General features: G+C 61.4%; 29 protein-coding genes. 17 read left to right on the forward strand and 12 right to left on the reverse strand.

Going from position 1 to position 24915, the window contains the following annotated elements:
• Window positions 1-23 precede the first annotated feature (23 nt).
• From AC244_RS07190 to AC244_RS07205, 4 genes are all read left to right on the forward strand, one after another.
• Window positions 24-938 carry an energy transducer TonB gene (locus tag AC244_RS07190; protein ID WP_053248091.1) on the forward strand — a complete coding sequence of 305 codons (915 nt, stop codon included), beginning with the start codon at window positions 24-26 and terminating at the stop codon, window positions 936-938.
• 220 nt (window positions 939-1158) lie between these two features.
• The gene (locus tag AC244_RS07195; protein WP_053248092.1) at window positions 1159-1569 is read left to right on the forward strand and encodes a DUF2325 domain-containing protein; all 411 of its coding nucleotides are present in this window, start codon (window positions 1159-1161) and stop codon (window positions 1567-1569) included.
• Between the two features lie 66 nt (window positions 1570-1635).
• Window positions 1636-1905 (forward strand): hypothetical protein, encoded by a 270-nt coding sequence (locus tag AC244_RS07200; protein WP_053248093.1) that lies wholly within the window; start codon window positions 1636-1638, stop codon window positions 1903-1905.
• A gap of 10 nt (window positions 1906-1915) precedes the next feature.
• Window positions 1916-2230 carry an antibiotic biosynthesis monooxygenase family protein gene (locus AC244_RS07205; RefSeq protein WP_053248094.1) on the forward strand — a complete coding sequence of 105 codons (315 nt, stop codon included), beginning with the start codon at window positions 1916-1918 and terminating at the stop codon, window positions 2228-2230.
• Between the two features lie 31 nt (window positions 2231-2261).
• Here AC244_RS07205 and AC244_RS07210 read toward each other — a convergent pair whose 3' ends face one another.
• Window positions 2262-2630 carry a DUF423 domain-containing protein gene (locus tag AC244_RS07210; RefSeq protein WP_053248095.1) on the reverse strand — a complete coding sequence of 123 codons (369 nt, stop codon included), beginning with the start codon at window positions 2628-2630 and terminating at the stop codon, window positions 2262-2264.
• A gap of 7 nt (window positions 2631-2637) precedes the next feature.
• Window positions 2638-3030, reverse strand: a complete 393-nt coding sequence (locus tag AC244_RS07215) for a group II truncated hemoglobin (protein WP_053248096.1) — start codon at window positions 3028-3030, stop codon at window positions 2638-2640.
• A 240-nt stretch (window positions 3031-3270) separates the two neighbouring features.
• Here AC244_RS07215 and AC244_RS07220 point away from each other — a divergent pair, with 240 nt between their 5' ends.
• The 4 genes from AC244_RS07220 to AC244_RS07235 all read left to right on the forward strand — a co-directional run bounded on the left by AC244_RS07220 (window position 3271) and on the right by AC244_RS07235 (window position 6146).
• The gene (locus AC244_RS07220; protein WP_053248097.1) at window positions 3271-3831 is read left to right on the forward strand and encodes a TetR/AcrR family transcriptional regulator; all 561 of its coding nucleotides are present in this window, start codon (window positions 3271-3273) and stop codon (window positions 3829-3831) included.
• Between the two features lie 17 nt (window positions 3832-3848).
• Window positions 3849-4190 (forward strand): DMT family transporter, encoded by a 342-nt coding sequence (locus tag AC244_RS07225; protein ID WP_053248415.1) that lies wholly within the window; start codon window positions 3849-3851, stop codon window positions 4188-4190.
• A gap of 121 nt (window positions 4191-4311) precedes the next feature.
• A complete protein-coding gene (locus AC244_RS07230) occupies window positions 4312-5097 on the forward strand; it encodes a ThuA domain-containing protein (RefSeq protein ID WP_053248098.1) in 786 nt (261 codons plus the stop codon).
• Window positions 5098-5102: 5 nt separating this feature from the next.
• Complete coding sequence (locus AC244_RS07235) at window positions 5103-6146, forward strand: Gfo/Idh/MocA family protein (protein ID WP_053248099.1); 1044 nt, start codon at window positions 5103-5105, stop codon at window positions 6144-6146.
• A 9-nt stretch (window positions 6147-6155) separates the two neighbouring features.
• Here the strand turns inward: AC244_RS07235 and AC244_RS07240 are convergent, their stop codons facing one another.
• Both AC244_RS07240 and AC244_RS07245 read right to left on the reverse strand, forming a co-directional pair.
• Window positions 6156-7172, reverse strand: a complete 1017-nt coding sequence (locus tag AC244_RS07240; RefSeq protein ID WP_053248100.1) for a substrate-binding domain-containing protein — start codon at window positions 7170-7172, stop codon at window positions 6156-6158.
• 84 nt (window positions 7173-7256) lie between these two features.
• Window positions 7257-8462 (reverse strand): alpha/beta hydrolase, encoded by a 1206-nt coding sequence (locus tag AC244_RS07245; protein ID WP_053248416.1) that lies wholly within the window; start codon window positions 8460-8462, stop codon window positions 7257-7259.
• Between the two features lie 352 nt (window positions 8463-8814).
• Here AC244_RS07245 and AC244_RS07250 point away from each other — a divergent pair, with 352 nt between their 5' ends.
• The 6 genes from AC244_RS07250 to AC244_RS07275 are packed head-to-tail and all read left to right on the forward strand — an operon-like array spanning window position 8815 to window position 15166.
• On the forward strand, window positions 8815-9870 hold the full coding sequence (locus AC244_RS07250) for a dipeptidase (RefSeq protein ID WP_053248101.1): 1056 nt from the start codon (window positions 8815-8817) through the stop codon (window positions 9868-9870).
• Between the two features lie 49 nt (window positions 9871-9919).
• A complete protein-coding gene (locus AC244_RS07255; protein ID WP_053248102.1) occupies window positions 9920-11560 on the forward strand; it encodes an ABC transporter substrate-binding protein in 1641 nt (546 codons plus the stop codon).
• Between the two features lie 42 nt (window positions 11561-11602).
• Complete coding sequence (locus AC244_RS07260) at window positions 11603-12646, forward strand: ABC transporter permease (protein WP_053248103.1); 1044 nt, start codon at window positions 11603-11605, stop codon at window positions 12644-12646.
• Window positions 12643-13575: a nickel transporter permease gene (nikC, locus tag AC244_RS07265; RefSeq protein ID WP_053248104.1), complete on the forward strand. Its 933-nt coding sequence runs from the start codon at window positions 12643-12645 to the stop codon at window positions 13573-13575. The genes AC244_RS07260 and nikC overlap by 4 nt, the downstream gene beginning before the upstream one ends.
• Window positions 13572-14405 (forward strand): ABC transporter ATP-binding protein, encoded by an 834-nt coding sequence (locus AC244_RS07270; RefSeq protein ID WP_053248105.1) that lies wholly within the window; start codon window positions 13572-13574, stop codon window positions 14403-14405. Before nikC ends, AC244_RS07270 begins: the two co-directional genes overlap by 4 nt.
• Window positions 14402-15166 (forward strand): ABC transporter ATP-binding protein, encoded by a 765-nt coding sequence (locus AC244_RS07275; RefSeq protein ID WP_053248106.1) that lies wholly within the window; start codon window positions 14402-14404, stop codon window positions 15164-15166. The genes AC244_RS07270 and AC244_RS07275 overlap by 4 nt, the downstream gene beginning before the upstream one ends.
• Before the next feature lie 174 nt (window positions 15167-15340).
• On the opposite strand, the gene AC244_RS37950 is transcribed toward AC244_RS07275, so the two are convergent.
• The 5 genes from AC244_RS37950 to rfbF are packed head-to-tail and all read right to left on the reverse strand — an operon-like array spanning window position 15341 to window position 19209.
• On the reverse strand, window positions 15341-15544 hold the full coding sequence (locus AC244_RS37950; protein ID WP_053248107.1) for a hypothetical protein: 204 nt from the start codon (window positions 15542-15544) through the stop codon (window positions 15341-15343).
• The gene (locus AC244_RS37955; RefSeq protein ID WP_053248108.1) at window positions 15544-16077 is read right to left on the reverse strand and encodes a glycosyltransferase family 2 protein; all 534 of its coding nucleotides are present in this window, start codon (window positions 16075-16077) and stop codon (window positions 15544-15546) included. Before AC244_RS37955 ends, AC244_RS37950 begins: the two co-directional genes overlap by 1 nt.
• A gap of 60 nt (window positions 16078-16137) precedes the next feature.
• Window positions 16138-17370: a class I SAM-dependent methyltransferase gene (locus tag AC244_RS07290; protein WP_053248109.1), complete on the reverse strand. Its 1233-nt coding sequence runs from the start codon at window positions 17368-17370 to the stop codon at window positions 16138-16140.
• A 7-nt stretch (window positions 17371-17377) separates the two neighbouring features.
• Window positions 17378-18445 carry a CDP-glucose 4,6-dehydratase gene (gene rfbG, locus AC244_RS07295; protein WP_053248110.1) on the reverse strand — a complete coding sequence of 356 codons (1068 nt, stop codon included), beginning with the start codon at window positions 18443-18445 and terminating at the stop codon, window positions 17378-17380.
• Window positions 18442-19209, reverse strand: a complete 768-nt coding sequence (gene rfbF / locus AC244_RS07300; RefSeq protein WP_053248111.1) for a glucose-1-phosphate cytidylyltransferase — start codon at window positions 19207-19209, stop codon at window positions 18442-18444. Before rfbF ends, rfbG begins: the two co-directional genes overlap by 4 nt.
• Before the next feature lie 164 nt (window positions 19210-19373).
• Here rfbF and AC244_RS07305 point away from each other — a divergent pair, with 164 nt between their 5' ends.
• Window positions 19374-19955, forward strand: a complete 582-nt coding sequence (locus tag AC244_RS07305; protein ID WP_161807845.1) for a glycosyltransferase family 2 protein — start codon at window positions 19374-19376, stop codon at window positions 19953-19955.
• Window positions 19956-20278: 323 nt separating this feature from the next.
• Here AC244_RS07305 and AC244_RS07315 read toward each other — a convergent pair whose 3' ends face one another.
• The 3 genes from AC244_RS07315 to AC244_RS07325 are packed head-to-tail and all read right to left on the reverse strand — an operon-like array spanning window position 20279 to window position 22382.
• The gene (locus AC244_RS07315) at window positions 20279-21055 is read right to left on the reverse strand and encodes a cephalosporin hydroxylase family protein (RefSeq protein WP_053248114.1); all 777 of its coding nucleotides are present in this window, start codon (window positions 21053-21055) and stop codon (window positions 20279-20281) included.
• A 32-nt stretch (window positions 21056-21087) separates the two neighbouring features.
• Window positions 21088-21897, reverse strand: a complete 810-nt coding sequence (locus AC244_RS07320) for an NAD-dependent epimerase/dehydratase family protein (protein ID WP_053248115.1) — start codon at window positions 21895-21897, stop codon at window positions 21088-21090.
• Window positions 21894-22382, reverse strand: a complete 489-nt coding sequence (locus AC244_RS07325) for an acyltransferase (RefSeq protein WP_053248116.1) — start codon at window positions 22380-22382, stop codon at window positions 21894-21896. Before AC244_RS07325 ends, AC244_RS07320 begins: the two co-directional genes overlap by 4 nt.
• Window positions 22383-22557: 175 nt before the next feature.
• Between AC244_RS07325 and rfbC the strand changes: the two genes are divergently transcribed.
• Both rfbC and AC244_RS07335 read left to right on the forward strand, forming a co-directional pair.
• Window positions 22558-23091, forward strand: coding sequence for a dTDP-4-dehydrorhamnose 3,5-epimerase (gene rfbC / locus AC244_RS07330; RefSeq protein ID WP_053248417.1), 534 nt, complete (start codon window positions 22558-22560; stop codon window positions 23089-23091).
• Between the two features lie 90 nt (window positions 23092-23181).
• The gene (locus AC244_RS07335) at window positions 23182-24894 is read left to right on the forward strand and encodes an adenylate/guanylate cyclase domain-containing protein (protein ID WP_053248117.1); all 1713 of its coding nucleotides are present in this window, start codon (window positions 23182-23184) and stop codon (window positions 24892-24894) included.
• Window positions 24895-24915 lie beyond the last annotated feature (21 nt).

The raw sequence follows: 24915 nt of genomic DNA on the forward strand, positions 1-24915 counted from the left end.
CTCGCGGCGGAGGTTAGGCTAGGATGAAGCACACCATCAAATGGATCGGCGCGATCGCGTTCTCCCTCGTGGCGCATGCCAGTGTTGCCATGTATCTTACCTCCTCGACGCCGGACCAGCCGCAGGACCTGATCGCCGGCGGGGCCGAAGTCGAAGTTGCGATCCTCGGTGATGCCTTCGAACAGACGTTGCAGTCCGGCGATCCGACGGAAGTCGTCGAGCCGACTGAAGACCTTCCAGACGAAGTCAAGCCGGAGGACATCACCCCGGTTGAAGACGTCACGTCGACGACGCCGGAGATCACTGCCGAGCAGCCGCATGATTTGATCGCCACCGAAGCCGACGTCATCCTGCCTGCCGAGCAGGTTCCCACCCTGCAGGTCGCCGAAGCTGTGGTCACTGCCAGCGTCGCGCCGATCGAGACCGTCGTGCCGGTGGAAAAGCCGGAGATCCAGGAGCCGAAGAAGGAGAAGGTTGAGAAGCCTGAACCGAAGAAGGACCCGGTCAAGAAGAAGAAGGTCACCCGCAAGAAGACCGGCGACAAGGGCGAGCAGGCGCAGAGCCAGATCAAGGGCAAGCTGGATGGCGACGAAACGGGGACGTCCACATCCGCGACCGGCAAGAGCCGTGCCTCCGCGGTCGGCAACGCCGACATGTCGAATTACAACGGCAAGGTTCGCGCGAAGATAAATCGCCGGTACAAACTTCCTTCCGAAGCGCGCCGCCAGGGCATTTCGGGCACGACGACGGTGAGTTTCACGGTGACGGCCGATGGTGGTCTGTCGCGCGTGAGCGTTGCTGGCAGCTCGGGTTCGTCCGTCCTCGACACTGCAGCGCTCGAGGCCGTGCGTCGCGCGGCGCCGTTCCCTCCCATTCCGGAGGGCGCCGGCCAACGCGCGTTGCCGTTCACAATCCCGATCGCCGCAAACATACGTTAGCCGAGCGGCGGTTTCGGCCGTTCCGGGGCCGTTGATGGGTCGCCCTTCAAATTTTATGGGGAAAATATGATTATAAAACTCATGTTTATACTTTACTCTGATAATCAAGTTTAATAAGTTGCCGCCGTGACGCAACCGAACGGTGTGTGTCGAGATCATATCCCGATGCGATCGGTTGCCATGAGGGCCGTCGACGCAGCAATGAGGCGGAGAAGATTGCATGCGCGGCAAGCGTCACCATAATGCGGCCAAGAACGGCAAGGGTCGTTCCGGCTCCGAGCGGGCCGAGGTCGGCGAAGAGGTCGCCAAGACGACACTCGAAGGCCGCAGTTTCCTCTATGTCGGCGGGCGCGATTGCCAGGTTGCGCATCTGCGCGAAATCGCCAGTTCCTTCGGCGCCGAGCTGCTCCACCACGATGGCGGCCTTCGCGAGGCGGTGTCGCGCATCGACCGCGTTCTTCCCTCCGTCGACTGTGTCTTCTGCCCGATCGATTGCATCAGCCACGATGCGTGTCTTCGCGTGAAGACCGGCTGCAAGAAGTGGGGCAAGGCCTTCGTGCCTTTGCGCAACGGCTCGAAGTCGAGCCTTGAGCGGGCGCTGCAGGACCTCACCAACAGCCGCAACGACTAGGTTTCGCCGAGATATGACGCGCGGAGATGGCGAGCGTCCACCCGCGCGCATGGAGATTTTTTCGAGATGAATGAAGACCGCCCGGAAAAGTGCATGATGATAGGCCTGCATAAATTGGCAGCGCAGAATGGCGACGGGCTCGTGCCCGAGCTCTACGAATTGTTGACGCGGCGCTCCCGCATGCTCGAGGAAAACCCCAACGTCACCGAGTTTCCGTCCTGGGAAACGCGCCGGCCCGGTCGGGATCCTTTCGGGCTTGCGGAGCCGCAGGAGGGCACTATTGTTGCTTTCCCGAGGGCGGCGAATGACGCGGCTCGCAAGAAAGACAGCGCATAAGGGGCAGGCCATGTTCTTCGCAATGAACCGTTTTCGTATCGCCATCGGCCAGGAAGAGGCTTTCGAAGCCGTCTGGAGAGGGCGGGATTCGAGCCTTGCGGACATGCCGGGTTTTGTCTCGTTCCACCTTCTGCGGGGCGAAAGCGTGCCGGAAGAGGGCTATACGCTCTTCGTTTCGAACTCGACCTGGAAGGACAAGGACGCTTTCTCGGCCTGGACGAAGTCCGAGAATTTCCGGGCCGCACACAAGAATGCCGGCGACAATCGTTCGATGTATCTCGGTCCGCCGAAGTTCGAAGGTTTTTCCGTCGTCGAAGGCGCCTGATCTCAGGTGCTTTAAACTGGCGCGCTGAGCGTCACGGCGCCTTTCGTGGAAGGAAGGCGCCGATAGAAACGGCAAGCCAGCCGGCCATGATCGTGGTGCCCCCGAGCGGCGCCGACATCGGGAAAAGGCCTTGTCCCGTGGCGTGACGCATCGCCAGATCGGCGGAAAACAACGCCGTTCCAAAGGCGATCAGCAAGGCTGCGATCGGAGCGGTGCGGAAGCTCGGCCAGGCCGCATAAAGCGCGACCAGCGCCGGCGCATGTGCCAGGCACATCGCCGAGATCCCGGCGAGCAGCCTGGGGTCGGTGCCGTGCGAGGCGGCCGCAGCACTGACCACCCCGGCAATCCCCATCAATCCGGCGACAAAGAGCGTCGTTGCGCGCAATCCACTGGTCGGCATGGTCAGGTCATTCCTTGTTCTGCATGTGCAAGGCGAGGCGGGTGATCGGATCGAGAATGATCTGCCGCAGTTTCAGGTGGGCAACGGTTTCTTCCAGCGCGCGGGTGAAGCAGAGCAGCCATTCGTCGCGCTCCTCCGGGCCGATTTCGGCGACGAAATGCCGGCGCCGCAGCATGGGATGGCCGCGTTTTTCCAGGTAGATCGGCGGACCGCCGAGCCAACCGGTCAGGTACTCGTAGAATTTTTCCTCGCTGCCGGAGAGATCCGGTGGATGAACCGCACGACAGCGCGCCGCCTCGGGCAGCGTATCCATCAGTTCGTAAAAGCGATGGGTGAGCGCACGCACCGTCGGGTCGCCGCCGATCGCTTCGTAGAGTGTCGTCGTTTCCCGCTCTGCCATCGCCGCTTCCTTCGTTCCGCTGTCCCAGAGCGTTTCCGCTTTAGATGGTGTCAAGGAAACGCTCCGGCTCGGTGTTCTTGCGCATTTCCGGACGGAAAACCGCTTCGCACTTTTCCTGGAAATGCTCTAGCCCGCCAAGACGTGGCGGACAACGGCTTTCCCCAATCGAATTTGCGGCGTTTCGGCGCGGTTCGGCACATCGATCTTGACAAACCGTCCAGACGGTATCTTTATAGAGGTATGACAGAAGCCCATCGCCGCAAGAAGCAACCCGAGCAGGTCCGCCAGCAATTGCTGGAGGTGGCCGCACGCCTTTCGCACGAGCAGGGCGTGGCCGGCATCACGCTCGACGCGGTGTCGCACGCGGCAGGCGTCAGCAAGGGCGGGTTGCTGCATCACTTCCCCAATAAGTCAGCGCTGCTCGATGGATTGTTCGACGATCTGGTCGCGCGTTTCGATGCGGCGATCGAGGCGGCGATGGCTGACGATCCGGTGGCGCAGGGGCGCTTTACCCGCGCCTATGTCGATGTCTGCTCGAAGCTCGACCCTGAGGCCGACGTTCCGGGCTGGCGCATGCTGACGATCGCGCTGATTGCCGAGCCGAACCTGAAGATCCGTTGGCGCGAATGGGTCAATCGCCGGGCTAAGGAGTTCGCGGAAACCGACGGGTCGCCCAACTGCGTGCTCGCCCGTTTTGCCGCCGACGGCCTGTGGCTCGCCGACCTGATGCAGAGCCATGAACTCGATGCCGAGGCGCGCGTTGCCCTGGCTGACAATCTCAAAGCGCTTTCGGCGCGATAGGACGGATGGAGATCAAGATGAACCCCACCATGCTCTATGCCGTCCTGGTCGTCGCGATCGTCTTCGAGGTGCTTGGCACCTCGGCGATGCAGGCGGCACAGCATTTTACCCGGCTGGTGCCGACCGCAACGATGGTCATCTGCTATGCCGTCGCCTTCTTCTTTCTGTCCTATACGCTGCGCTACATTCCGGTCGGCATTGCTTACGCAGTCTGGAGTGGCCTCGGCATTGTTTTGATTTCGTTCGTCGGATACTTCGCCTTCGGCCAGAAGCTGGATCTCGCCGCCATGCTCGGGCTCGGGCTCATCATTGCCGGCGTCGTCGTCCTCAACGTCTTCTCGAAATCCACGTTCCATTGATGCCTGGCCACTGACGGCACGAGAGGGCAAAAAGCTCTTGCAAAGGCGCAGCTGCCTCATTAGTTCTATAAATTGAAACCGCTTTCAATTTTAACAGCTGCGCATAAACGGGAGTTTGCCGATGCCAATCCGCACAGTCGTATGGGGTGAGAACATCCATGAGCAGACCAACGAGGTCGTCAGGAGCATTTATCCCAATGGTATGCACAACACGATCGCGGCGGCGCTGAACACCGACGTTTCGATCGAAGCGACGACGGCCACGCTGCAGGAGCCGGAGCATGGCCTGACCGAGGAGCGGCTGGCCAATACCGACGTGCTTCTGTGGTGGGGGCACAAGGATCACGGTGCCGTCAGCGACGAGGTGGTCGAGCGCGTGGCAAAACGCGTCTGGGAAGGCATGGGCCTGATCGTTTTGCATTCCGGCCACTTCTCCAAAATCTTCAAGCGGCTGATGGGCACGCCCTGTGCACTCAAGTGGCGCGAGGCCGGCGAGCGCGAGCGTCTCTGGGCGATCAATCCCCGCCATCCGATCGCCGACGGCATCGGCGAGAACTTCGTGCTCGAAAACGAGGAGATGTATGGCGAGCAGTTCTCCGTGCCGGAACCGCTGGAGACAGTGTTCATCTCCTGGTTTGCCGGTGGCGAAGTGTTTCGTTCGGGCCTGACCTGGCGCCGTGGTGCCGGCAACATCTTCTATTTCCGACCGGGCCACGAGACCTATCCGACCTATCATGACGCCAATGTCCAGAAGGTCCTGCGCAATTCGGTAAAGTGGGCCTACAACGCCGACAATCGCTACACGGCGATCCATGATGCCCCGAACGTGCCGGTCGAACATGCGCTGGAGCCGATCGTCGAGCGTGGGCCGAAGCTGCACCAGGCCGGCGAAGCGGGTTACAGGTGAGCGCCATGCGTCTTCTCGTAGTTGGAACCGGTGGCATGGCCAACAGCCATGCCGAAGCCTTCGCTCAGATCGAAGCTGTGGAAATGGTCGGGGCGGTCGACGTCGACCCCAAGCGCGCCAGCGGCTTTGCCGAGAAACACGGCATTGCCAATACATTCACCTCGCTCGACGAGGCGATTGCCTGGGGCAAGTTCGATGCGGCGACGAACGTGACGCCCGACAAGGCGCATCACCCGACGACGCTGGCGCTGCTTGCCGCCGGCAAGCATGTGCTGTGCGAAAAGCCGCTTGCGGAAAACTATGCCAAGGCTGCGGAAATGGCCGATGCCGCGGAGCGATCCGGGCTGGTGACCATGGTCAACCTGACCTATCGCAACGTCGCGCCGCTGCAGAAGGCGAGGGCGATGGTGCTGGCCGGCGACGTCGGCAAGCTGCGTCACCTCGAGGCTTCCTACCTGCAGAGCTGGCTCGTCTCCAAGGCGTGGGGCGACTGGGCAACGGAATCGCAGTGGCTCTGGCGGCTGTCGACCAAACACGGCTCGAACGGCGTTCTGGGCGATGTCGGCATTCATATTCTCGACTTTGCGGGCTATGGGGCCGGCACCGATGCCGAGCGGATCTTCGCGCGGCTGAAGACCTTCGACAAGGCGCCGGGAAACCGCATCGGCGAATATGACCTCGACGCCAATGACAGTTTCGTCATGACCGCCGAGTTCGGGAACGGCGCCATGGGCGTGATCCATGCGAGCCGCTGGGCGACCGGCCATCTCAACGAGTTGCGGCTGCGGCTTCATGGCGACAAGGGGGCACTGGAGGTGGTGCATACGCCTGACGGCTCGACGCTTCGTGCCTGCCTCGGCGGCGACGTCGAAACGGCAACCTGGCGCGATGTCGATGCCGGCACGGTGCTGACCAACTACCAGCGGTTTGCGGCCGCCGTCAGCGAGGGCAAGACGGTCGAGCCCGGCTTCCGCCATGCCGCAAACTTGCAGAAGGTGCTCGATCTGGCGATGGAGAGCGAGGCCGAAAGGCGCGAACTCTCGGTCTGATGGAAAGTCTCAGCCGGAAGGCGGTGCGGTGGAGTTGCGCATGACCAGTTCCACCGGCCAGACCTCGCTGAGCTCGGCAGGCGGCGTGCCCTGAAGAAGTTCCAGAACCATCTCGGCGATCCGCGTTCCCGCAGCGCGGATCGATGAGCGTGTGGTGGTGAGCGTCGGGATCAGGTTCTCGGGGCTCAGGTAGGGAAAGACGTCGTCGTGGGCGATCAGCGAAATGTGCTCGCCGACCGTCAGGCCGGCACTACGGATTGCCCGCATGGCGCCGAGCGCCGACATCATCGAGCCGGCCAGCACCGCCGTCGGCCGGCTTTCCTGGCCTAAAAAACCTTGCATCAGGCGGAAGCCCATCTCATCGGTGAAATCGCCATTGCCGAGCAGGTTGGGATCGATGTCGATGCCGCGCGATCCAAGCGCCGCCGCGTAGCCATCATGCCGATGTTCGGTAAAGGTATAGCCGCGATGACCGTTGACCAGCGCGATGCGGCGATGGCCGAGCGCCGTCAGCAGATCGGTCGCCTGGCGGATCGCGCCGAAATTGTCGATGTCGAGAAAGGCGAAATCGCCAACCGTCTCGGTGCGGCCATGCAGCACGAAGGGCAGCCGCAAGTCCGTCAGCAGGGGGATGCGAGGATCGTCGACCGCGGGCGAATGCAGGATCACCGCATCGACGCGCTTGCTGGCCGCAAGCCGGCGATAGGTCGCGAGCTCCGCTTCCCGAGTGTCGACGGTCGAAAGCAGGATATCGACGTCTGCCTGTTGCAGCCGGTTACCGAGCCCGCCCATGAATTCGCTGGTGTGCGGACCGAAATCGCCGCCGCCGCGAAAGACGATGCCGATGGTGCCGACCCGTCCGGTCGCAAGCCCGAGCGCGCTGGTGTTCGGTCGGTAGCCAAGCTCGGCCGCCGCCTTCAGCACCCGTTCGCGCGTCGCCTTCTTGACTTCCGGATAGCCGCTGAGCGCGCGGCTGACCGTCGTTTGAGACAGCCCCAACCGGCCTGCGAACTCCTTGAGATTCATTTCATTTTCCCGTTGCCCCAGGGCCAGTCCTGACCCCTGGAGATCATAGCCTACGGGGCTTTGCCCGCGCAACAAGGTGTGGTGTCAGGGGGCGACTGCCGAGCCGACGGTGTTTTCCACCGATCGTCCGAGGCGGCGAACCTGATTGTCATAGTTGGCGCGGGTGCGCGGGTCGAAGATCATGATCGGGGTGGATACCGCGATGCTCGCAGCACTGCCGACGGTCTGAGCGGTGCCGAGCGCCACCGCGCCGACGCGCTCTCCGAGACCGACATCGGAATCGGTCACCGTCTGCCCGGCGATCAGGCGGTTGCCGAGCAATTGCACGACCTCAGGGCTTTCGGCGAATTTTCCGTGGTTCAGCTTGTCGCCGCCTTTCAGCGCCGTCAGGTCGAGAACGGTGATGCCGGCCGTTTCCAGCTGGGTCCGATAGGGCTCGACCGTTGGGTCGATCTGCCCAAGCCGGTCGATATTGCCGGAGATCCGGCGCGAGAGGTTGAGCGCGCGGTCGTCGCGCGACACGAACAGCGTGAATTTCGGGCGCGCCTTGCCCATGGCCTGGATCTGCTTGCCGAAGACGTCGACGTCGAGGTCCGGGGAGGCGAGAATAACATCGGTAATCTTCGGCGCGATGCGGCCGTCGCGGATTGCCATCTGCCGCAGCGCTTCGACGGTGACCCAGGACCCCATCGAGTGGGCCATGACGGTGATTTCGCCGACCTTCGGGTCGCGCGTTGCGCGGTGCAGCAGATCTTCCAGCGCATCGCGGGAATAGTTGGTGCTTTCCTTGTCGTAGTTGTAGTCGAAGATGCTGGCGCGCGACGGCCAGGTGAAGATCACCGGCGCGACATCCGTTCCTGAATCGTGGACGATCTGGGCATAACGATAGACCGCGTCTTCATAGCGGTTGTTGAAACCGTGAACAAAGATCAGCACACGCCGGCTTTTCGGCAGATTGCCCTTCAGCCACGACTGCGCATCATCCTTGCCCTTCAACGGCGTCACGCTGACCGTTGAAAACTCGCGTTCGGGATTGGCCGGCAGTTTCTTCGGCCATTGAACCTGGCCTACCTCGCGGTTCTTGGCGGGCGGGATCGAGACGACGATTTCCGTGAGAGAGAGTTCGTCCGCGCGCTCCCCGCTGAAAAGCACGCCCGGCTCAGTAGAGGGCGCGCGGGTGGTCGCGACCAACAGATCGACTTCCGAAGCGCCGCCAGCCGTTCCGGAAGGAACGAGCACGCCGACGGGTCGGCCGGCGCAGGCTGCGAGAACGGATGCCAGGACCAGCATGGTGGCAACGCGGCTGATTTGGCCCGGTCGGCCAGCCAGAGAAAACAAACGCAGCAACAAAACCCCCAATGCCGCATCATGCGGCGCGCCGATCCATAATAGGGACCAGGCAAGTCTCATGCCCTAGAAATGGCAGAATTTCTGCCCTCGGCATAGCTTTTCGGCCTGTTCGCGTCCTTTCTGACGTCGCACGTGCGGCAAACATGCAACATTTCGCGACAGCCGGCCCTGGGTAAAACCCCTCGATATTCATTGAAAAGGGTTTGGCCTTTCAATAGCATCCGACCAACCCTCCGAGGGTGCGGCATCGAATGTCTCATCCGATCTCCCTGAAATCATAAGGAAATCCGGAATGCAGGCGGTTTTCGATGGCCATAATGACGTGCTTCTGCGGTTGTGGCAGAACGCGCGCAAGGGAAGTGACCCGGTTCGCGAGTTCGTCGACGGTACCGATCAGGGGCATATCGATGCGCCGCGTTCGAAAACCGGCGGTCTGGTCGGTGGTCTCTGCGCGATTTACGTCCCGTCGGGCGATCTGGTGCTGAAGGCCCCGGACGAGAATGGCCACTACATCACGCCGCTCTCGGCACCGCTCGAGCATTTGCCGTCGCTTGGCGTCGCCATCGAGATGGCCGATATCGCCGTTCGTCTCGATCGGGCCGGTGCCTGGAAGCTCTGCCGGTCGACGGCAGAGATCCGCGATGCGATCGGGCAGGGCACTTTTGCATCCGTTCTGCACATGGAGGGCTGCGAAGCCATCGGTGCTGATCTGTCCGCACTCGAAACCTTCTATGCCGCAGGTCTGCGTTCGCTTGGGCCAGTCTGGAGCCGCCACAACGTGTTTGCGTATGGCGTGCCCTTTGCCTTTCCGATGTCGCCGGATACGGCACCGGGCCTGACCGACGCCGGCTTCGAGCTGGTCAAGGCCTGCAACCGCCTCGGCATTCTCATCGATCTCGCCCATATTACCGAGAAGGGCTTCTGGGACGTCGCCAGGACGAGTGACCAGCCGCTGGTCGTCAGCCATTCGAACGCCCATGCGCTGACGGCGGTTGCGCGCAACCTCACCGACAAGCAGCTCGATGCCGTCAGCGAAAGCAATGGCCTCGTCGGCCTGAACTACGCAACGACGATGCTGCGCGCCGACGCGCAGGAAAATGCCGCGACGCCGCTTTCCGACATGGTCCGCCATATCGACTACATGGTCGAGCGCATGGGGATCGATTGCGTCGGGCTCGGTTCGGACTTCGATGGTGCGACGATACCGGAAGACATCGCCGACGCGGCGGGCAGCCAGAAGCTCGTTGCCGCACTTAGGGACGCTGGATATGGTGACGCCGAACTGGCAAAGATATGCCGGGAGAACTGGCTGAGAGTTCTGGGGCAGGCTTGGCACGAGGCCGCCTGATCCATGAAGAAGAGCCCCAAAAAGGGCACAAACGAGGGAACTGCAAAAAATGATGCACAAGCTCAATGGACGTCTTCGTCTTCTGACGGCTTCGGCAGCGCTGGCCATGGTGATGGCTGCGGCCGCACCGGCCTTTGCCGAAACGCCGAAGGACACGCTGGTCGAGGCCTTTGCGATCGACGACGTCATCACCATGGATCCGGGCGAAGCCTTCGAGCTGACCGCTGCCGAGATCACCGGCAACACCTACAGCATGCTGGTGCGCCTCGACATCAACGACACCACCAAGATTGTCGGTGATCTGGCAGACAGCTGGACGGTTTCCGACGATGGCCTGACCTACACGTTCAAGCTGAAGTCCGGCCTGAAGTTTGCCTCCGGCAACCCGGTGACCGCCGAGAACGTCGCCTGGTCGTTCGAACGCGCCGTCAAGCTCGACAAGAGCCCCGCCTTCATCCTCACGCAGTTCGGCCTCAACGGCGATAACGTGACGGAAAAGGCCAAAGCCGCTGATGAAACCACCTTCGTTTTCACCGTCGATCAGCCCTACGCGCCGAGCTTCGTCTTGAACTGCCTGACGGCGACCGTTGCTGCCGTGCTCGACAAGAAGCTGGTGCTCGACAACGTCAAGCCGGTCACGCCGACGGACGAGTACAAGTACGACAACGACTTCGGCAATGAATGGCTGAAGACCGGCTATGCCGGTTCGGGTCCGTTCAAGCTGCGCGAATGGCGCGCCAACGAAGTCATCGTTCTCGAGCGCAACGACAACTACTATGGCGAACAGGCCAAGCTCGCCCGCGTCATCTATCGCCACATGAAGGAAAGCTCCGGCCAACGCCTGGCGCTCGAAGCCGGCGATATCGACGTCGCGCGCAACCTGGAGCCGGGCGATCTGGACGCCGTTTCGAAGAATGCCGACCTCGGCACGACGAACGCGCCCAAGGGCACGGTCTACTACATCAGCCTCAACCAGAAGAACGCCAACCTCGCCAAGCCTGAGGTGCGCGAGGCGTTCAAGTATCTGGTCGACTACGATGCGCTCGGCTCGACGATCATCAAGGGCATCGGCGAGATCCACCAGAGCTTCCTGCCGAAGGGCGTGCTCGGTGCACTTGACGAGAACCCCTACAAGTTCGACGTCGCCAAGGCCAAGGAACTGCTGGCCAAGGCGGGCCTCGCCGATGGCTTCACCGTTACCATGGACGTGCGCAACAACCAGCCGGTCACCGGCATTGCCGAATCCTTCCAGCAGACGCTCGGCCAGGCCGGCGTGAAGCTGGAGATCATCCCCGGCGACGGCAAGCAGACGCTGACGAAGTACCGTGCCCGTAACCACGACATGTATATCGGTCAGTGGGGCATGGACTATTTCGACCCGAACTCGAATGCCGAAACCTTCACCAGCAACTCTGACAACTCCGACGAGGGCAAGAACAAGACGCTTGCCTGGCGCAACGCCTGGGACGTTCCGGAGCTGACGAAGAAGACCAAGGATGCCTTGCTTGAGCGTGACAGCGCCAAGCGCGCTGAAACCTACAAGGAACTGCAGAAGACCGTTCTCGGCGAAAGCCCGTTCGTGATCATCTTCCAGCAGACCGAGGTCGCCGGCTACCGCGGCAACGTCAAGGGCCTGAAGCTCGGCCCGAGCTTCGACACCAACTTCGTTGCTGGCATCTCGAAGGAATAACCCGAAAGGATAGTTCCCTTGAGCATGAGCGGAACAGAACGGATGGGCGGGCGCCGACGCGCCCGTCCGGCGAAGATCATGGGCGCCGTATTGCGGTTCCTCGTGATCGTCGTCACCACCTATCTCGGCCTTTTGGCCGTCACCTTCTTCATCGGCCGGGTGATCCCGATCGACCCGGTTCTGGCCGTCCTCGGCGACCGGGCGCCGTCGCATATCGTTGAAAGGACGCGCGAGGCGATGGGGCTGAACCTGCCCCTCTACCAACAATTCTTCATCTATGTCCGCCAGGCGCTGACCGGCGACTTCGGCATTTCGGTGCTGACGACCAACCCCGTCATGACAGATATCCGTCGCGTCTTTCCGGCGACCATGGAGCTTGCGACGCTCGGTACCTTGATCGGCGCCGTCTTCGGCGTGCCGCTCGGCGTACTCGCCGCCGTCAAGCGCGGCAGCATCGCCGACCAGATCGTGCGCGTCATCGGCCTTGTCGGCTATTCCGTGCCGATCTTCTGGCTGGCGCTCCTGTCGCTGCTGGTCTTCTACGCCCGGCTGAAGTGGGTCGCCTATCCCGGCCGCATCGACATCGTCTTCGAATACACGTTCACGCCGATCACAGGCTTCTACCTGTTCGACGCGCTCTGGCAGCGGCAGTGGGACGTGCTCTGGGATGTCTTCCGCCACATCATTCTGCCGGCGTCGCTGCTCGGCTATTTCTCGCTCGCCTATATCAGCCGCATGACGCGGAGCTTCATGCTGAACGAACTGCAGCAGGAGTATATCGTTGCCGCCCGCGCCAAGGGGCTTTCGGAAGCGCGTATCATCTGGGGCCATGCGCTGCGCAATGCTGCCGTGCCGCTCGTTACCGTGATTGCGCTTTCCTACGCCGGTCTGCTCGAAGGCTCGGTCCTGACCGAAACCGTCTTCGCCTGGCCGGGCCTTGGCCTCTACATCACCAATTCGCTGCAGAATGCCGACATGAACGCCGTTCTCGGTGGCACCATCGTCATCGGTTCGGTGTTCATAGGCATCAATCTCCTGTCCGACCTTCTCTATCGGACGCTTGACCCAAGGACGCGCCAGCGATGAGCACCGTCACTGAAACACGCCCGATGACACGCCGAGAATGGCTGTTGTCCGACCGGCCGCAATCGCGCACGCAGGCGCGCCTCGGCCGTGCCTACATGACCTGGCAGCGCTTTTCCGCCAACAAACTGGCCGTTCTCGGCCTGTTGATCCTGCTGGCGCTGGTGTTCGTGGCCGCCTTTGCCGGCGTGCTCGCGCCGCATTCGCCCTATATCGGCGATCTCGCCAATGCCCGCCTGCTGCCGCCCGGCAGCGAAGGCTATCTGCTGGGCACCGACGATCTCGGGCGAGACATCCTCTCGCGGCTGATCCACGGCTCGCGGCTGACGCTTGCCGTCGTGCTGCTGGTTGCGATCATCGCGGCACCCGTCGGCCTCATCGTCGGTGCGGTCGCCGGCTATGCCGGCGGATGGGTCGATGCGGTGCTGATGCGCATCACCGATATCTTCCTCGCCTTCCCGAAGCTGGTTCTGGCGCTCGCATTCGTCGCAGCGCTCGGGCCTGGAATCGAGAATGCCGTCATCGCCATCGCCATTACCTCCTGGCCGCCCTATGCACGCATTGCGCGCGCGGAAACGCTGACGGTGCGCAACTCCGACTATATCGCCGCCGTGCAGCTGATGGGGGCATCGCCGACACGCATTGTCTTCAGGCATGTGATGCCAATGTGCATGTCGTCGTTGATCGTGCGCGTCACGCTTGACATGGCCGGCATCATCCTGACGGCGGCCGGTCTCGGCTTCCTCGGCCTCGGCGCCCAGCCGCCGCTGCCGGAATGGGGTGCGATGATCGCATCCGGCCGTCGCTTCATCCTCGATCAGTGGTGGGTCGCCACCATGCCGGGCGTCGCGATCCTGATCGTCAGCCTCGGCTTCAACCTACTGGGTGATGGCCTGCGCGATGCACTCGACCCGCGGGAGAGCGGACAATGAAGCCGCTTTTGACCGTTGACGACCTCAAGGTCTCGTTTCCGACCCGCACCGGGGTGATCGAAGCCGTTCGCGGGGTCTCCTTCACACTCGGCCGCGAGCGCCTGGGTATTGTGGGCGAGAGCGGTTCCGGCAAGTCGCAGACCGGGCGGGCGATCATGGGGCTGACGCCGGCGCATGCGCAGGTAACAGCCAAGACGCTTTCCTTCGAAGGCATCGATCTGCTTTCGGCCGCGCCGAAGGTGCGGCGGGATCTGAGGGGCAAGCGGATCGCCATGATCCTGCAGGACCCGAAGTACTCTCTGAACCCAGTGATGAGCATCGGGCGGCAGATCGTCGAAACGTTGACACGCCACGAGAACGTCGGCCGTAGGGAAGCGCGCGAGCGGGCGCTTGATATGCTGGAGGCTGTGCAGATCCGCGATCCCGGGCGCGTCTACGATCTCTATCCGCACGAAGTTTCGGGCGGCATGGGGCAGCGCGCGATGATCGCGATGATGCTGGTGGCGGGCCCGGAGCTTCTGATCGCCGACGAACCGACATCGGCGCTCGATGTGACGGTTCAACTCGAGGTGCTTGGTATCCTCGACAAGCTGGTGGCCGACCGCGGCATGGGTCTGATCTTCGTCTCGCACGACCTGCGGCTGGTGTCGTCGTTCTGCGACCGCGTCATCGTCATGTATGCCGGCAAGATCGTCGAAGAGCTTGCCGCCTCGGACCTTGCCAATGCCCGCCATCCCTACACCCAGGGCCTGTTGAACTGCATGCCGGCGATCGGCTCCGATCGCCATCCCCTGCCGGTTCTTGATCGCAAACCGGAGTGGGCACTATGACGACCGCCACCGTATCCGCCGAAAATCTTGTCGTTACCTATGACGAGTTTAAGGCACTGGACGACGTCAGCATCGTTGTCGCATCAGGCGAATCCTTCGGGCTCGTCGGCGAGTCCGGCTCGGGCAAGTCGACCCTGCTTCGCGCGGTCGCCGGTCTTGCGCCGGTGACATCAGGCAGCATCCGCGTGCATGACCGGGTTCTGACCGGCAACCGCCGCGACAAGGCCTTTTACCGCGATGTGCAGATGGTGTTCCAGGACCCTTATGGTTCGCTGCATCCGCGCCAGACGATCGACCGGCAGCTGCTCGAGCCTCTGGCAATTCACGGCGTTGCCGATGGCGAACGCCGCATTCTCAAGGCGCTCGATGAAGTCGGCCTGGGCTCGGGCTTCCGCTTCCGCTACCCGCACCAGCTGTCCGGCGGCCAGCGCCAGCGCATCGCGATTGCCCGCGCACTGATCCTCGAGCCGTCGATCCTGCTGCTCGACGAGCCGACGTCGGCACTCGATGCGTCGGTGCAGGCGGAGGTTCTGAACCTGCTCGAACAGGTCCGGCGCGACCGAAAGCTCACCTTCATCATGGTCAGCCATGACCTTGGCGTCGTCACCCATATGTGCGACCGGCTGGCGGTGATGCAGAATGGGCGGGTGGTCGAACGGCTATCCTCGGCAGATCTTGTCGCGGGACGCATTGCCGAGGAGTACACCCGGAACCTGATGGTTGCGAGCAAGGGCTTCCAGCGCAAGGGCGCTGCCGCCTGATTGCGGGGGGCAGTTGGGCCCGACGGGGCCTGACTGCGGTCGATGGAGCTGAAATAGCCCGGCCCGTCGTTGAGGCGAGCAGCGCCGCGCATCATTTTATCGACGCGGTTGCGCTTGCTCTCGCGGCAAAATTTCCTCCCGAGCCGGTTCCGATCCGGGAGGAAAATTATGCGATCAGCTTGCCTTTTCCCAGATGGATGTGGCGTTGGTGATGACCTTGCGGATGTTGCGCTGCTCGCGCCACTCCCGTCCCATGTCGCGAATGACCGGCTTTCTTTCTGGCGAGAAGATGTAGTTGCGGTAGCCCGCGACGTAGGCTTCCATTGCCGGATTGACGCCGGAATAGAACTGCTTTTCCGGGTCGCGCGACAGGTCCATCAGCGCGGCGCATTGACGGGCGAAAGTGCCGCGCAGATCGACGGCGAGGTCGTGAATTTCGGGAAGGTGCGGAAGAGCGGTATCTTGATTCCAAGCAGGCGCCCATATTCGTTTCGCCGATGAAAATGCCCTTTCTTGCCGATATTCCAGTTCTGGTCGGCGGTGTGAAACGACACCTGCATGATGGACGGATCGGCAAAGGGCTGAAGCAATTCCTCGCCCATTTCCCTCAGCGCTATCCAGTCGTCTTCCAAATGAAACACATACTCTGACACCGTTGCCGACCAAACTCTTGCGACTGCGGCGCAAAAGCCTGGATGCTCGGGCTGGGAGATCACCGCGTCGGGGAAACGCTCGCGAACGATATCGACACAGGCAACCTGGTCCTCCGGCGAGCCGAACACCGGATCGAGGTTGAGATAGGCGATCCCCAGGTCCAAACGGCAGAGGACTTTCTCACGGAAGCTGTCCAGTGTTGCCGCAAGCAACTCCGGTCGCCTGGTGGCGACGATGCAAAGGTCGATCCTGGACATTGTACTCCTGCCCGATGCCGTTTCCTTCGCCGCTATCGCGGAGTTTGATGAAGAACAAGCTTAGATCATGCGGACAAACGGTATGGCGACGACGAAACGACCGCCCCAGTCGCGGATCGCTGCATTTTGGGCGACGATCTCGTCGGTCAGGTTCCATGGAAGGATCACGAGGTAATCCGGCTTAGCCACTTGCAGGTGGCTTGGTGCATGCACCGGGATGTGGGTGCCGGGCAAAAGCTTGCCCTGCTTGAGATCATTGCGATCGACCGCGAAGGCGATTTCGCCGGGCCTCACGCCGCAGACATTGAGGAAGGTGTTGCCTTTCGCGGCCGCACCGTAAGCGGCAACTGTCTTACCTTCGGCCTTGGCGCGAGCGAGGAAGTCACGAAACTCCTGGCAGACAGCGGCAATGCGTGCATCGAACTTTGCGTATGTGTCCATCCGTGTGAGGCCGGCGGCCTCTTCGTTCGCACGTATCGAGGCCAGGCGCTCCGTCGTCGGCCGTGCGCCCGTTTCGAGCTGGGCAAAGACCCGCAGGGAGCCGCCGTGGGTTGGCAACTCTTCCACATCGAAGACCTTCAGGCCGGATGCTGCAAAGATACGTTCGACGGCCGCCAGCGAGAGATAGGAATAGTGTTCGTGATAGATCGTATCGAACTGGATGCCTTCCATCAGGCGCAGGAGATGCGGGAACTCGAACGTTGCGACGCCATCCGGCTTCAGCAGAATGGCAAAGCCGCCGACGAAATCGGCGATGTCGGGCACGTGTGCCAGCACATTGTTGGCGGCGGTCAGGTCCGCGCGGATGCCGCGGGCAGCCAGGTCCGTTGCCGTCTTGCGTCCGAAGAAGGCGACTTTAGTCGGAACATTCCGCCCCTCGGCAATCTTGGCCGCATTGGCCGCGGGCTCGATGCCCAGCACCGGAATATCCTTGGCGACGAAATACTGCAGCAGATAGCCGTCATTGGAGGCGATCTCGACCACCTGCGACATTCCATCGAGCTCGAAGCGCTCGGTCATGGCATCGGCATACCGCCGGGCGTGATCGAGCCAACTGCTCGAGAAGGAGGAGAGATAGGCATAGCCGTCGGTAAAGATTTCATCGGCCGGAACGGTTTCCGTGGTCTGGACGAGCAGGCACTCGGAGCAGACCATCGCCTTTAGCGGAAAGGCGCGTTCACGCGCGATCGCTTCCTCGGTCGGTTCCAGAAAGGAATTGGACCAAGGGGTCGATCCCAGATCGGCAACGACGGTCTTGAGTGGGGTCGAGCAGAAGCGGCAATTGTGGGACATTTGGTCGTCAGCCTTTCATGAATGCGTCGATCTGGCCGAGCGTCAAAACATGGGCGTTGTCGCCCTTGCGCCAACCGTCGTACCAGTTTGCCGTCCAGGCGATCGCTTGGTCCTGCGAAAGCCTGGAGGCCCACGAGAGCGCCTTGGTGGCCAGGGCCGGATCGAGCCCGAGCGTCTGCATTTCCCGCGGTTGGTCGACCGAGGAGGCATCGCGCCATTGCGACACCAGGCCCATGGCTTTCTGGACCGCCGACGCGACGTCGCGCACGGGGATCTGGCGCTCGGCCGGCGAGGGGCCGAAGTTCAGCGCGTCTACGGAAGTCTCGCCGCCATAGAGCGCTTCGGCATAAACGAAATAGCCGTTGAGGCAGTCAAGCACATGCTGCCAGGGCCTTGTCGCCATCGGGCTGCGAATATCGAGCGTTGCGCCGGACAGGGCAGCGCGGACAATGTCGGGTACCAGACGGTCCGTCGAAAAGTCGCCGCCGCCGAGCACGTTGCCGCCGCGCGCAGTTGCCACCCGAATGCCGCGCTCACGCAGGAATGCATCGCGCCAGGTGGAGACGACGAGCTCGCACGCGGCCTTGGAACCGGAATAGGGATCGTGCCCGCCGAGCGTCGCGTCTTCTGGAAAATGCTGCCCGCTTTCATCGTTGCGGTAAACCTTGTCGGTCGTTACCACGACGATTGCCTTCAATGCCGGAGCGCTACGCGCCGCCTCGAGCAGGCGCACGGTGCCCATGACATTGACATCGAATGTCTCGGCAGGGGCTTTGTAACTTTCGCGCACCAGCGGCTGCGCCGCCATGTGCAGGACGATCTCCGGATTGCTCTTTTGCACAGCAGCGGTGAGCGCATCGGCATCGCGGATGTCGCCGAGATGTTCCGCGGCAGTATCCGCTGGTCCAAGCAGCGCGTGCAACGACGGTTCGGTCAGCGGTGGAAGCGCATAGCCGGTGACGTCCGCACCCATTTGCCTGAGCCACAACTGCGCCCAGCTTCCCTTGAACCCGGTGTGCCCGGTTAGAAAGACGCGCTTGCCTGCCCAGAAGCTCCGGTTTGCCAGGCGGCTCATTCCCAGATTTTCCACGGTGCCGAACCCTGCTGCCAAAGTTCTTCGAGCTGGTTCTTGTCGCGCAACGTATCCATCGGACGCCAGAAGCCATCATGGGGGAAGGCCATCAGCTGACCATCTCTGGCGAGACCTTCCAGCGGCTTTCCCTCGAAGGTCGTGCTGTCTCCCTCGATGCGATCGAGAACACTTCGGTTCAGCACAAAGAAGCCACCGTTGATACGACCGTTGTCGCCCGCCGGCTTTTCGGTGAAACTGCGCACTTCGCCGTCCCGGGTCGCCAGTGCGCCGTAGCGTCCCGGTGGAACGACGCTGGTGACCGTTGCCTCACGGCCGTGGCGACGATGAAAATCGGTCAAAGCCTTGATATCGACATTGGCAACGCCGTCGCCATAGGTGAGGCAGAACGTGTCTCCAAGATGGTCGGCGACGCGCTTCAACCGTCCGCCGGTCATCGAATCCGTCCCCGTATCCACCAGCGTCACGCGCCAAGGCTCGGCCTTGTTCGAATGGAACAGCGTTTCGCCCGTCGCCATGTCATAGGTAACGTCCGACGAGTGGAGGATGTAGTTGGAGAAGTACTCCTTGATCATGTAGCCGCGGTACCCGAGGCAGATGACGAAATCGGAGAACCCAAAGTGGCTGTAGATCTTCATGATGTGCCAGAGGACCGGCCGCCCGCCGATCTCGATCATCGGCTTCGGGCGCAGATGGCTCTCTTCGGAGATGCGTGTACCGTAACCACCGGCAAGGATGACGACTTTCATGCTTTCTTCCTATAGCACGAGCTAACCGCGTAACGCCGCAGGGATGTCGTTGGCACATTGCACATCGGACTATTCGCCTTGTGAGCGGCTGACGACCTGTCTATCTCGGCAGTCATTCATACATTTCTGGGCTATTTGCAATACGGCAGTTTTGAATGGCTCGAGTGAGCATCGGCGTGCCGACCTATAACGGCGTGGAGACGATTGCTGAATGCCTTCGCTGCCTACAAGAGCAATCTTTTGAAGACTTCGAAGTGTTTATCAGCGACAACGGCTCGACCGATGGCACAAGTGATGTATGCGCCGCGTTCGCCAAACCCGACAGGCGTTTCCACCATTTTCGGTCCGCCGAAACAGTTCCTGCGGCCGTGAATTTTACGAGCGCACGCGATTTGACCAATACGCCATACTTCATGTGGCGGGCCGACGATGATCTCACTGATGGCGAACATCTCGAAAGGATGGTCAATGCTTTGGATCGCAGCCCGGCTGCGGCGGTGGCGGTTTCGCCTGTGTTGCGTATAACGGAGTATCCAACCTATCAAAGGAAAATGTACGAGCCTCCGTCACTCTCGGATGAAACTGAAGTTGGCAGAATTCGATCGCTACTTCTGGGTTGCCACCCTAGCTGGATATATGGATTGTGGCGACGTGAGCCGCTTGTGCGGTCTTGGGACATGGTCAGTGCCCAGTATCCCTATCTCTGGGCCGCGGATCATCTGGTGCTGATGTTCGCCGATCCTTGAGGATCGCGTCGCGTTCAGCCGGCAGTCCCTGTTCGTGCAACGCATACGGCGGCCCTCAACCTACCACATGCCGCGCGACAAACTCCTGAAGATCAGAGCTGATTACAAGAGGATTTCGTATCGGCCTCTGGCCGACAGGAGCTTCACGACAAGCGAACGGGCCGAATTGAAATCAGCTCTTGATACGCACATCGAAAATAGGGTTGCGAATTACTACAAGAACCTCAAGAGGGCCGCATTCATCAAGCTTCGCGCATATCTGTCGAAGTTTTCTCGAAAAATAGTCGAAACCTGATGAATGGACCTTTCCACTCTTTAATTTCTTACTTTCTAAGAAGAAAACCGTCAGGCGCTACCGTAACCATAAGTTTTGTATCAAACGTTTTATCAATGCTGAATTCGGGATGGTCTTTGAGATACTGATGAACCGCAGTTTTCGGATTATCGCCGACGTTCCACGGGCGATTCTCAAAGAAGTCCTTGGGCAAGTCTTCGACGAACGTATCAAAGACGACACAATAGCACCCGGGTGTTACCAATGGAGCGTATGCTTCAAGTTCAGCCAGGACGTGCTCGTGAGTGTGCATCGAATCAAGGCACACCATGACGCGCTGGTACCCTTGGGACGCTTGTCGCACCTGGTCAACGACTGCGTCGGAAACCGCAGAACCTTCAATCAATTCGATCCGCGATGCCATTGGGTGTTTCTCAATGGCTTCCCTATTGTGTTTGCGTATATCGATATCAATCCCGATCACCTTGCGACGAGAGGCCCGGGGGTCAAGCGTGACCCCCGCTTCAATCGCGTCACACATATCGAGCATGGCCAGCAAGGAGGCGCTGAGGATGATCGAGCCCCCGTGAGCGATGCCCGTTTCGATGACCAGATCCGGACGCGTAGCCCAGATCAGTTCCTGGACGGCCTGGATATCTTGCGGATACTGAATGATCGGACGCCCCAGCCAATCGAAGTTATAGACGTACCGCTTGTCCATCGACATCTGCCGCCATTGCGAAGACAGCGTCTCGAACTCCTGATCGGTCGCATAGCCGACAATCGCCGCCTGGCGCTCCATTGAAAATTGCTTAATCGGGTCCATCCGAATTCCTCTCGGTTGTGGCAAAGGATCGCTTATTCGTTTTCGGAGGCGGCAGAGAGCATCTCCGGAACTCTGTCGAGGAAGCTCTCTGGTTTAAATGAAAACTCACGTCCTATGCGATCAATGTTTATGGGGGGAAAGGTCACTGTCGGTGCATCCGCGATGATCTCAACGCTGCAACCGGTATGCTCCGACAGGCGGGCCGCCCATTCGGCATTGCTCGTTTGCTGCCCGCTCGCGATGTTGTAGATCGTCTCCTGGCCGTTCTCGGCGATCTGATGCAACAACTTCACCGCGTCGTCGATCCAGATATAGTCTTTGGATGATGTCGCGCTGGTCTGCAGTTTGATCTGGCCGGCCATCGCTTCCCTGCAAAGGTCGCCGATGAAGCTCTCCGACGTGGTGGCTGCGGGCCCGACGATATTGGAAAGCCGTGCAATGCGGACATTCGGCTTGCCGGACGAGAGGCAAATCGCTTCGCCGGCGAGCTTGGAAAGATTGTAGAGATCAGAGGGGTTACTCGGAGACACCCTTAGGGGTGTCGTCTCGTAGGTTTCGGCGTTGCCGGCATAGACTCTCGTCGACGAGAGATAGAGAAACGAAGCGAGCTCGCATTCTTGCAGCAAACGGCAGGCCAGGCTGACATGGGCCTCAATCGTATCGAAGGGCCGGCGTCGAAAGTCCGCCGTGAGGCCAATTGCATAGATGACGTGCGCGTTCCGGCAGGCGGCATTTAACGGAGCATTCCTCGCCGGTGCCAACACCTCGTGACCCAGGGACTGCAAATGTGCAAGGAGCCGCTGGCCGACAAATCCGCCGGCGCCAAGGAGGGTAAATTTCAAGAGCGGTGCCCCAGGACTCGCAGTGGATTTCCGCCGCTGATCGAATAGGCTTCGACCGTGCCGCGCACGATACTGCCTGCCGCGATTACGCAGCCCTTACGCAGGATGCTGCCGTCAAGAAGCACGCAGTTGGCCCCGAGCCAGACATCGTCCTCGATGACGATTCCGCCTCTGCTCGGCTGGAAGCCCTGCTTAGATATCGGGCGACTGCTGTCGCGAAACTCGTGATTGACAGGAGCGAGCGTACAATTGGCGGCGATCAGGACATTGTCGCCAATTGTAATGCCGTGACCGCTGTAGAAAACGCATCCGCTGTTGATCGTGCAGTTGCGGCCGATCGTGATGTCGCCAGTACCGCCTGCCGGCTTGAACTTGACGAAACTGTCGATGACCGAGTTCTCGCCGATTACGTACTTCGAACCGCGCACCGAGGCTTCCAGGTCGGCCAGGTCGCTTATTCGCGCCGTGAGATGCGCCTCGATCATTGTTTAAGCCATTCGCTAGACGAGGCTTGCGCCAGTCGCGCCCTGCATGGTCACGCTGCGCTAGTCCCTGCTTGCATTTCCGCCCGTCTTATGTCCTGAGAATTCGTTGGTCGTCAATATCTGCGGGTTGGAACACGACGTTATTCAGCCCGCGATCCGTTCCACGAGAAAGCCGATGTCGCGTTTCAATCGTATCGCTACTCCGATCCCCGATCTTGTGGTCATAGAGCGTCAGCGCTTTGGCGACGAGCGCGGGTTCTTCTCGCGCTTCTTTTGCCGCGAAGAGCTCGCCGATTTCGGCGCCAATGGCGCGATCGCCCAGATCAACCACACGATGACGCACCTGAAGGGTACGATCAGGGGAATGCACTTTCAGCGCGCGCCGTATGATGAGACCAAGTTCGTGTCTTGCCTCGTGGGCTCCGTTTTCGATGTCGCCGTCGATCTACGCCCGGGTTCGCCCACCTATCTGCGATGGCATGGAGAGGTGCTGAGCGCGGAGAACGGCCGATCGATGATGATTCCTGGTGGATTTGCGCATGGGTTTCAGACGCTGACCGAGGGCTGCGAACTGATCTATCTGCATGACAAGCCCTACACGCCGGACGCGGAGGGCGGGCTCAATGCGCTCGATCCGAAGGTTGCGATCGACTGGCGGTTGCCTGTTGCCCAGATCTCGGCGCGCGACGAGGCGTTTGCTCTTCTATAATGCGATAGCTAAAATAGCGGCGGCTGTCTGACCCGTTGCATTGTGCTATCCTCCCGCCCTGGCGGGCGAGTGTCGGCGAAGGCGACGGAGATGCAGCGCAAGCTGGTTGCGATCATGGTGGCGGATTTCGTCGGGTCGACCGCGGCGATGGAAGCTCATGAGGAAGAGGCTGTGGAATGCGTCTCCGCGTGCCTGAGGGCGGTAGGCGACACGGTCGCGCGCCACGACGGCCGGGTTTTTAACACGGCTGGCGATGCGGTGCTTGCGGAATTCACGAGCCCGGTCAACGCTCTTCGCGCGGCCATGGAGGCGCGCAGTTCGCTTGCGACTATCCCCGATGCCACGCCGAACGACATGCGCTTCGGGCTGCATCTCGCCGATGTGCTTGCCGTCGGCGACGACCTCCGGGGAAATGGTGTCAATCTTGCCGCCCGGCTGCAATCGAGCGCTACCGCCGGCGAGATCGAGGTGTCCGAAGCGCTGTACGAACAGGTCGGCAGGGTCTCGCCCTGCGCCTTCGAAGAGATCGGCGAGCGTCGGTTCAAGGGTGTCACCGAACCGATGCGTGTCTACCGGGTCGGGACGACGGTCGACAGGCATCGGTTTCTCTCGGCGCCAACGCGCGAGGCGCCACCGGCCTCAATGCGGCCGAATTCGGTGATCGTCACGCCCTTCGTTGCCCTGGCGGCCGGACAGGAGGACCAGTCGTTCCTGACCGAAGGGTTGACCGATGACCTCACATTGGAACTCGGCCGGCTGAAGGGCCTGTTCGTCAGTTCGCGGTCGGCCTCCGTGGTGCTTTCCATCCGCGATCCCGTCGAGGTGGGCAGGGCGCTTGGCGTGCGTTATGTCGTTTCGGGCTCCGTGCGCAAGCTCGGCGGCCTCGTGCGCCTCGACGTGTCGCTGTGCGAGACCGCCCACGGGCATCTCGTCTGGTCCGACCGGATCGAGAGGCCGTTCGAGGAGCTGCTTGCCGTCATCGACGAGGTAACCGCCCGCATCGCCGCGACGGTGGCGGGGCGGATAGAGCAAGCGGAACTGGTCGCCGCGCGGCTGAAGCGGCCGGAAAATATGTCGGCCTACGAGTACTACCTGCTGGGGCTCGACCACCATCGCCTGATCGGCGTCGCCGATCGGCACATCGGCGAAGCTATGCGCTGGTTCAAGCGCTCCATGGATGCGGACCCGACCTTCGGGCGGCCGGTCGCCATGCATGTGTGCGCCTGGAGCAACCTGCCGGATTTCGACCTTTCGGCCGGCGAACGGCAGGTCGCGCACGCACTCGACCTCGATCCAACCGACCCGGACTCCCATCGCATCATGGGTGCGATCAAGTGCATGGAGGGAGACTTCGTAGCATCGCGCCATCATCACGAGCGGGCGATAGAGCTTGCGCCCAACGATGCCTATATCGCCGGCCGTTGTGCGGCCTTCTACACCTATGTGAACGAGGCGGAGCGGGCGCTCGAGCTGCTCGACCGGGCAGAGATGCTGGATCCGTTCCTGCCGGTTTGGATCGTCGAGGAGCGCGTCGCCGCGCTCTATGTGCTCGGCCGGCACGACGAGCTTTTCGCCGTGGCGCGGGCGCTGCCTTATCAGACCCGGCGCACGCTGATCTATCGCATCGCCGCGCGAATGGCGCGCGGCGACGTCGACCGGGCACGGCAACTGGTGGCGCAGATCCAGGCGCTCGATCCGAAACTGTCGGCCGGCTACGTCCGCACCCAGGAGTTCTTTAAGGATCGGGCGATCACCGAAACGCTCGTCAACAGCGTGCACGCCGCAGGCTTGCCGCTGGTCTGACAATTGCCGTCGGGAAACGGG

The organism is Ensifer adhaerens (assembly GCF_001270265.1).
GTDB classification, from domain to species: Bacteria; Pseudomonadota; Alphaproteobacteria; order Rhizobiales; family Rhizobiaceae; genus Ensifer; species Ensifer adhaerens_B.

Bases quoted from the DNA above. Each gene is read 5' to 3' on its own strand.
- AC244_RS07190 (WP_053248091.1), top strand. From the start codon at position 24: ATGAAGCACACCATCAAATGGATCGGCGCGATCGCGTTCTCCCTCGTG.
- AC244_RS07195 (WP_053248092.1), top strand. From the start codon at position 1,159: ATGCGCGGCAAGCGTCACCATAATGCGGCCAAGAACGGCAAGGGTCGT.
- AC244_RS07200 (WP_053248093.1), top strand. From the start codon at position 1,636: ATGAATGAAGACCGCCCGGAAAAGTGCATGATGATAGGCCTGCATAAA.
- AC244_RS07205 (WP_053248094.1), top strand. From the start codon at position 1,916: ATGTTCTTCGCAATGAACCGTTTTCGTATCGCCATCGGCCAGGAAGAG.
- AC244_RS07210 (WP_053248095.1), bottom strand. From the start codon at position 2,630: ATGCCGACCAGTGGATTGCGCGCAACGACGCTCTTTGTCGCCGGATTG.
- AC244_RS07215 (WP_053248096.1), bottom strand. From the start codon at position 3,030: ATGGCAGAGCGGGAAACGACGACACTCTACGAAGCGATCGGCGGCGAC.
- AC244_RS07220 (WP_053248097.1), top strand. From the start codon at position 3,271: ATGACAGAAGCCCATCGCCGCAAGAAGCAACCCGAGCAGGTCCGCCAG.
- AC244_RS07225 (WP_053248415.1), top strand. From the start codon at position 3,849: ATGAACCCCACCATGCTCTATGCCGTCCTGGTCGTCGCGATCGTCTTC.
- AC244_RS07230 (WP_053248098.1), top strand. From the start codon at position 4,312: ATGCCAATCCGCACAGTCGTATGGGGTGAGAACATCCATGAGCAGACC.
- AC244_RS07235 (WP_053248099.1), top strand. From the start codon at position 5,103: ATGCGTCTTCTCGTAGTTGGAACCGGTGGCATGGCCAACAGCCATGCC.
- AC244_RS07240 (WP_053248100.1), bottom strand. From the start codon at position 7,172: ATGAATCTCAAGGAGTTCGCAGGCCGGTTGGGGCTGTCTCAAACGACG.
- AC244_RS07245 (WP_053248416.1), bottom strand. From the start codon at position 8,462: ATGCTGGTCCTGGCATCCGTTCTCGCAGCCTGCGCCGGCCGACCCGTC.
- AC244_RS07250 (WP_053248101.1), top strand. From the start codon at position 8,815: ATGCAGGCGGTTTTCGATGGCCATAATGACGTGCTTCTGCGGTTGTGG.
- AC244_RS07255 (WP_053248102.1), top strand. From the start codon at position 9,920: ATGATGCACAAGCTCAATGGACGTCTTCGTCTTCTGACGGCTTCGGCA.
- AC244_RS07260 (WP_053248103.1), top strand. From the start codon at position 11,603: ATGGGCGGGCGCCGACGCGCCCGTCCGGCGAAGATCATGGGCGCCGTA.
- nikC (WP_053248104.1), top strand. From the start codon at position 12,643: ATGAGCACCGTCACTGAAACACGCCCGATGACACGCCGAGAATGGCTG.
- AC244_RS07270 (WP_053248105.1), top strand. From the start codon at position 13,572: ATGAAGCCGCTTTTGACCGTTGACGACCTCAAGGTCTCGTTTCCGACC.
- AC244_RS07275 (WP_053248106.1), top strand. From the start codon at position 14,402: ATGACGACCGCCACCGTATCCGCCGAAAATCTTGTCGTTACCTATGAC.
- AC244_RS37950 (WP_053248107.1), bottom strand. From the start codon at position 15,544: ATGGACCTGTCGCGCGACCCGGAAAAGCAGTTCTATTCCGGCGTCAAT.
- AC244_RS37955 (WP_053248108.1), bottom strand. From the start codon at position 16,077: ATGTCCAGGATCGACCTTTGCATCGTCGCCACCAGGCGACCGGAGTTG.
- AC244_RS07290 (WP_053248109.1), bottom strand. From the start codon at position 17,370: ATGTCCCACAATTGCCGCTTCTGCTCGACCCCACTCAAGACCGTCGTT.
- rfbG (WP_053248110.1), bottom strand. From the start codon at position 18,445: ATGAGCCGCCTGGCAAACCGGAGCTTCTGGGCAGGCAAGCGCGTCTTT.
- rfbF (WP_053248111.1), bottom strand. From the start codon at position 19,209: ATGAAAGTCGTCATCCTTGCCGGTGGTTACGGTACACGCATCTCCGAA.
- AC244_RS07315 (WP_053248114.1), bottom strand. From the start codon at position 21,055: ATGGACCCGATTAAGCAATTTTCAATGGAGCGCCAGGCGGCGATTGTC.
- AC244_RS07325 (WP_053248116.1), bottom strand. From the start codon at position 22,382: ATGATCGAGGCGCATCTCACGGCGCGAATAAGCGACCTGGCCGACCTG.
- rfbC (WP_053248417.1), top strand. From the start codon at position 22,558: ATGTCGCGTTTCAATCGTATCGCTACTCCGATCCCCGATCTTGTGGTC.
- AC244_RS07335 (WP_053248117.1), top strand. From the start codon at position 23,182: ATGCAGCGCAAGCTGGTTGCGATCATGGTGGCGGATTTCGTCGGGTCG.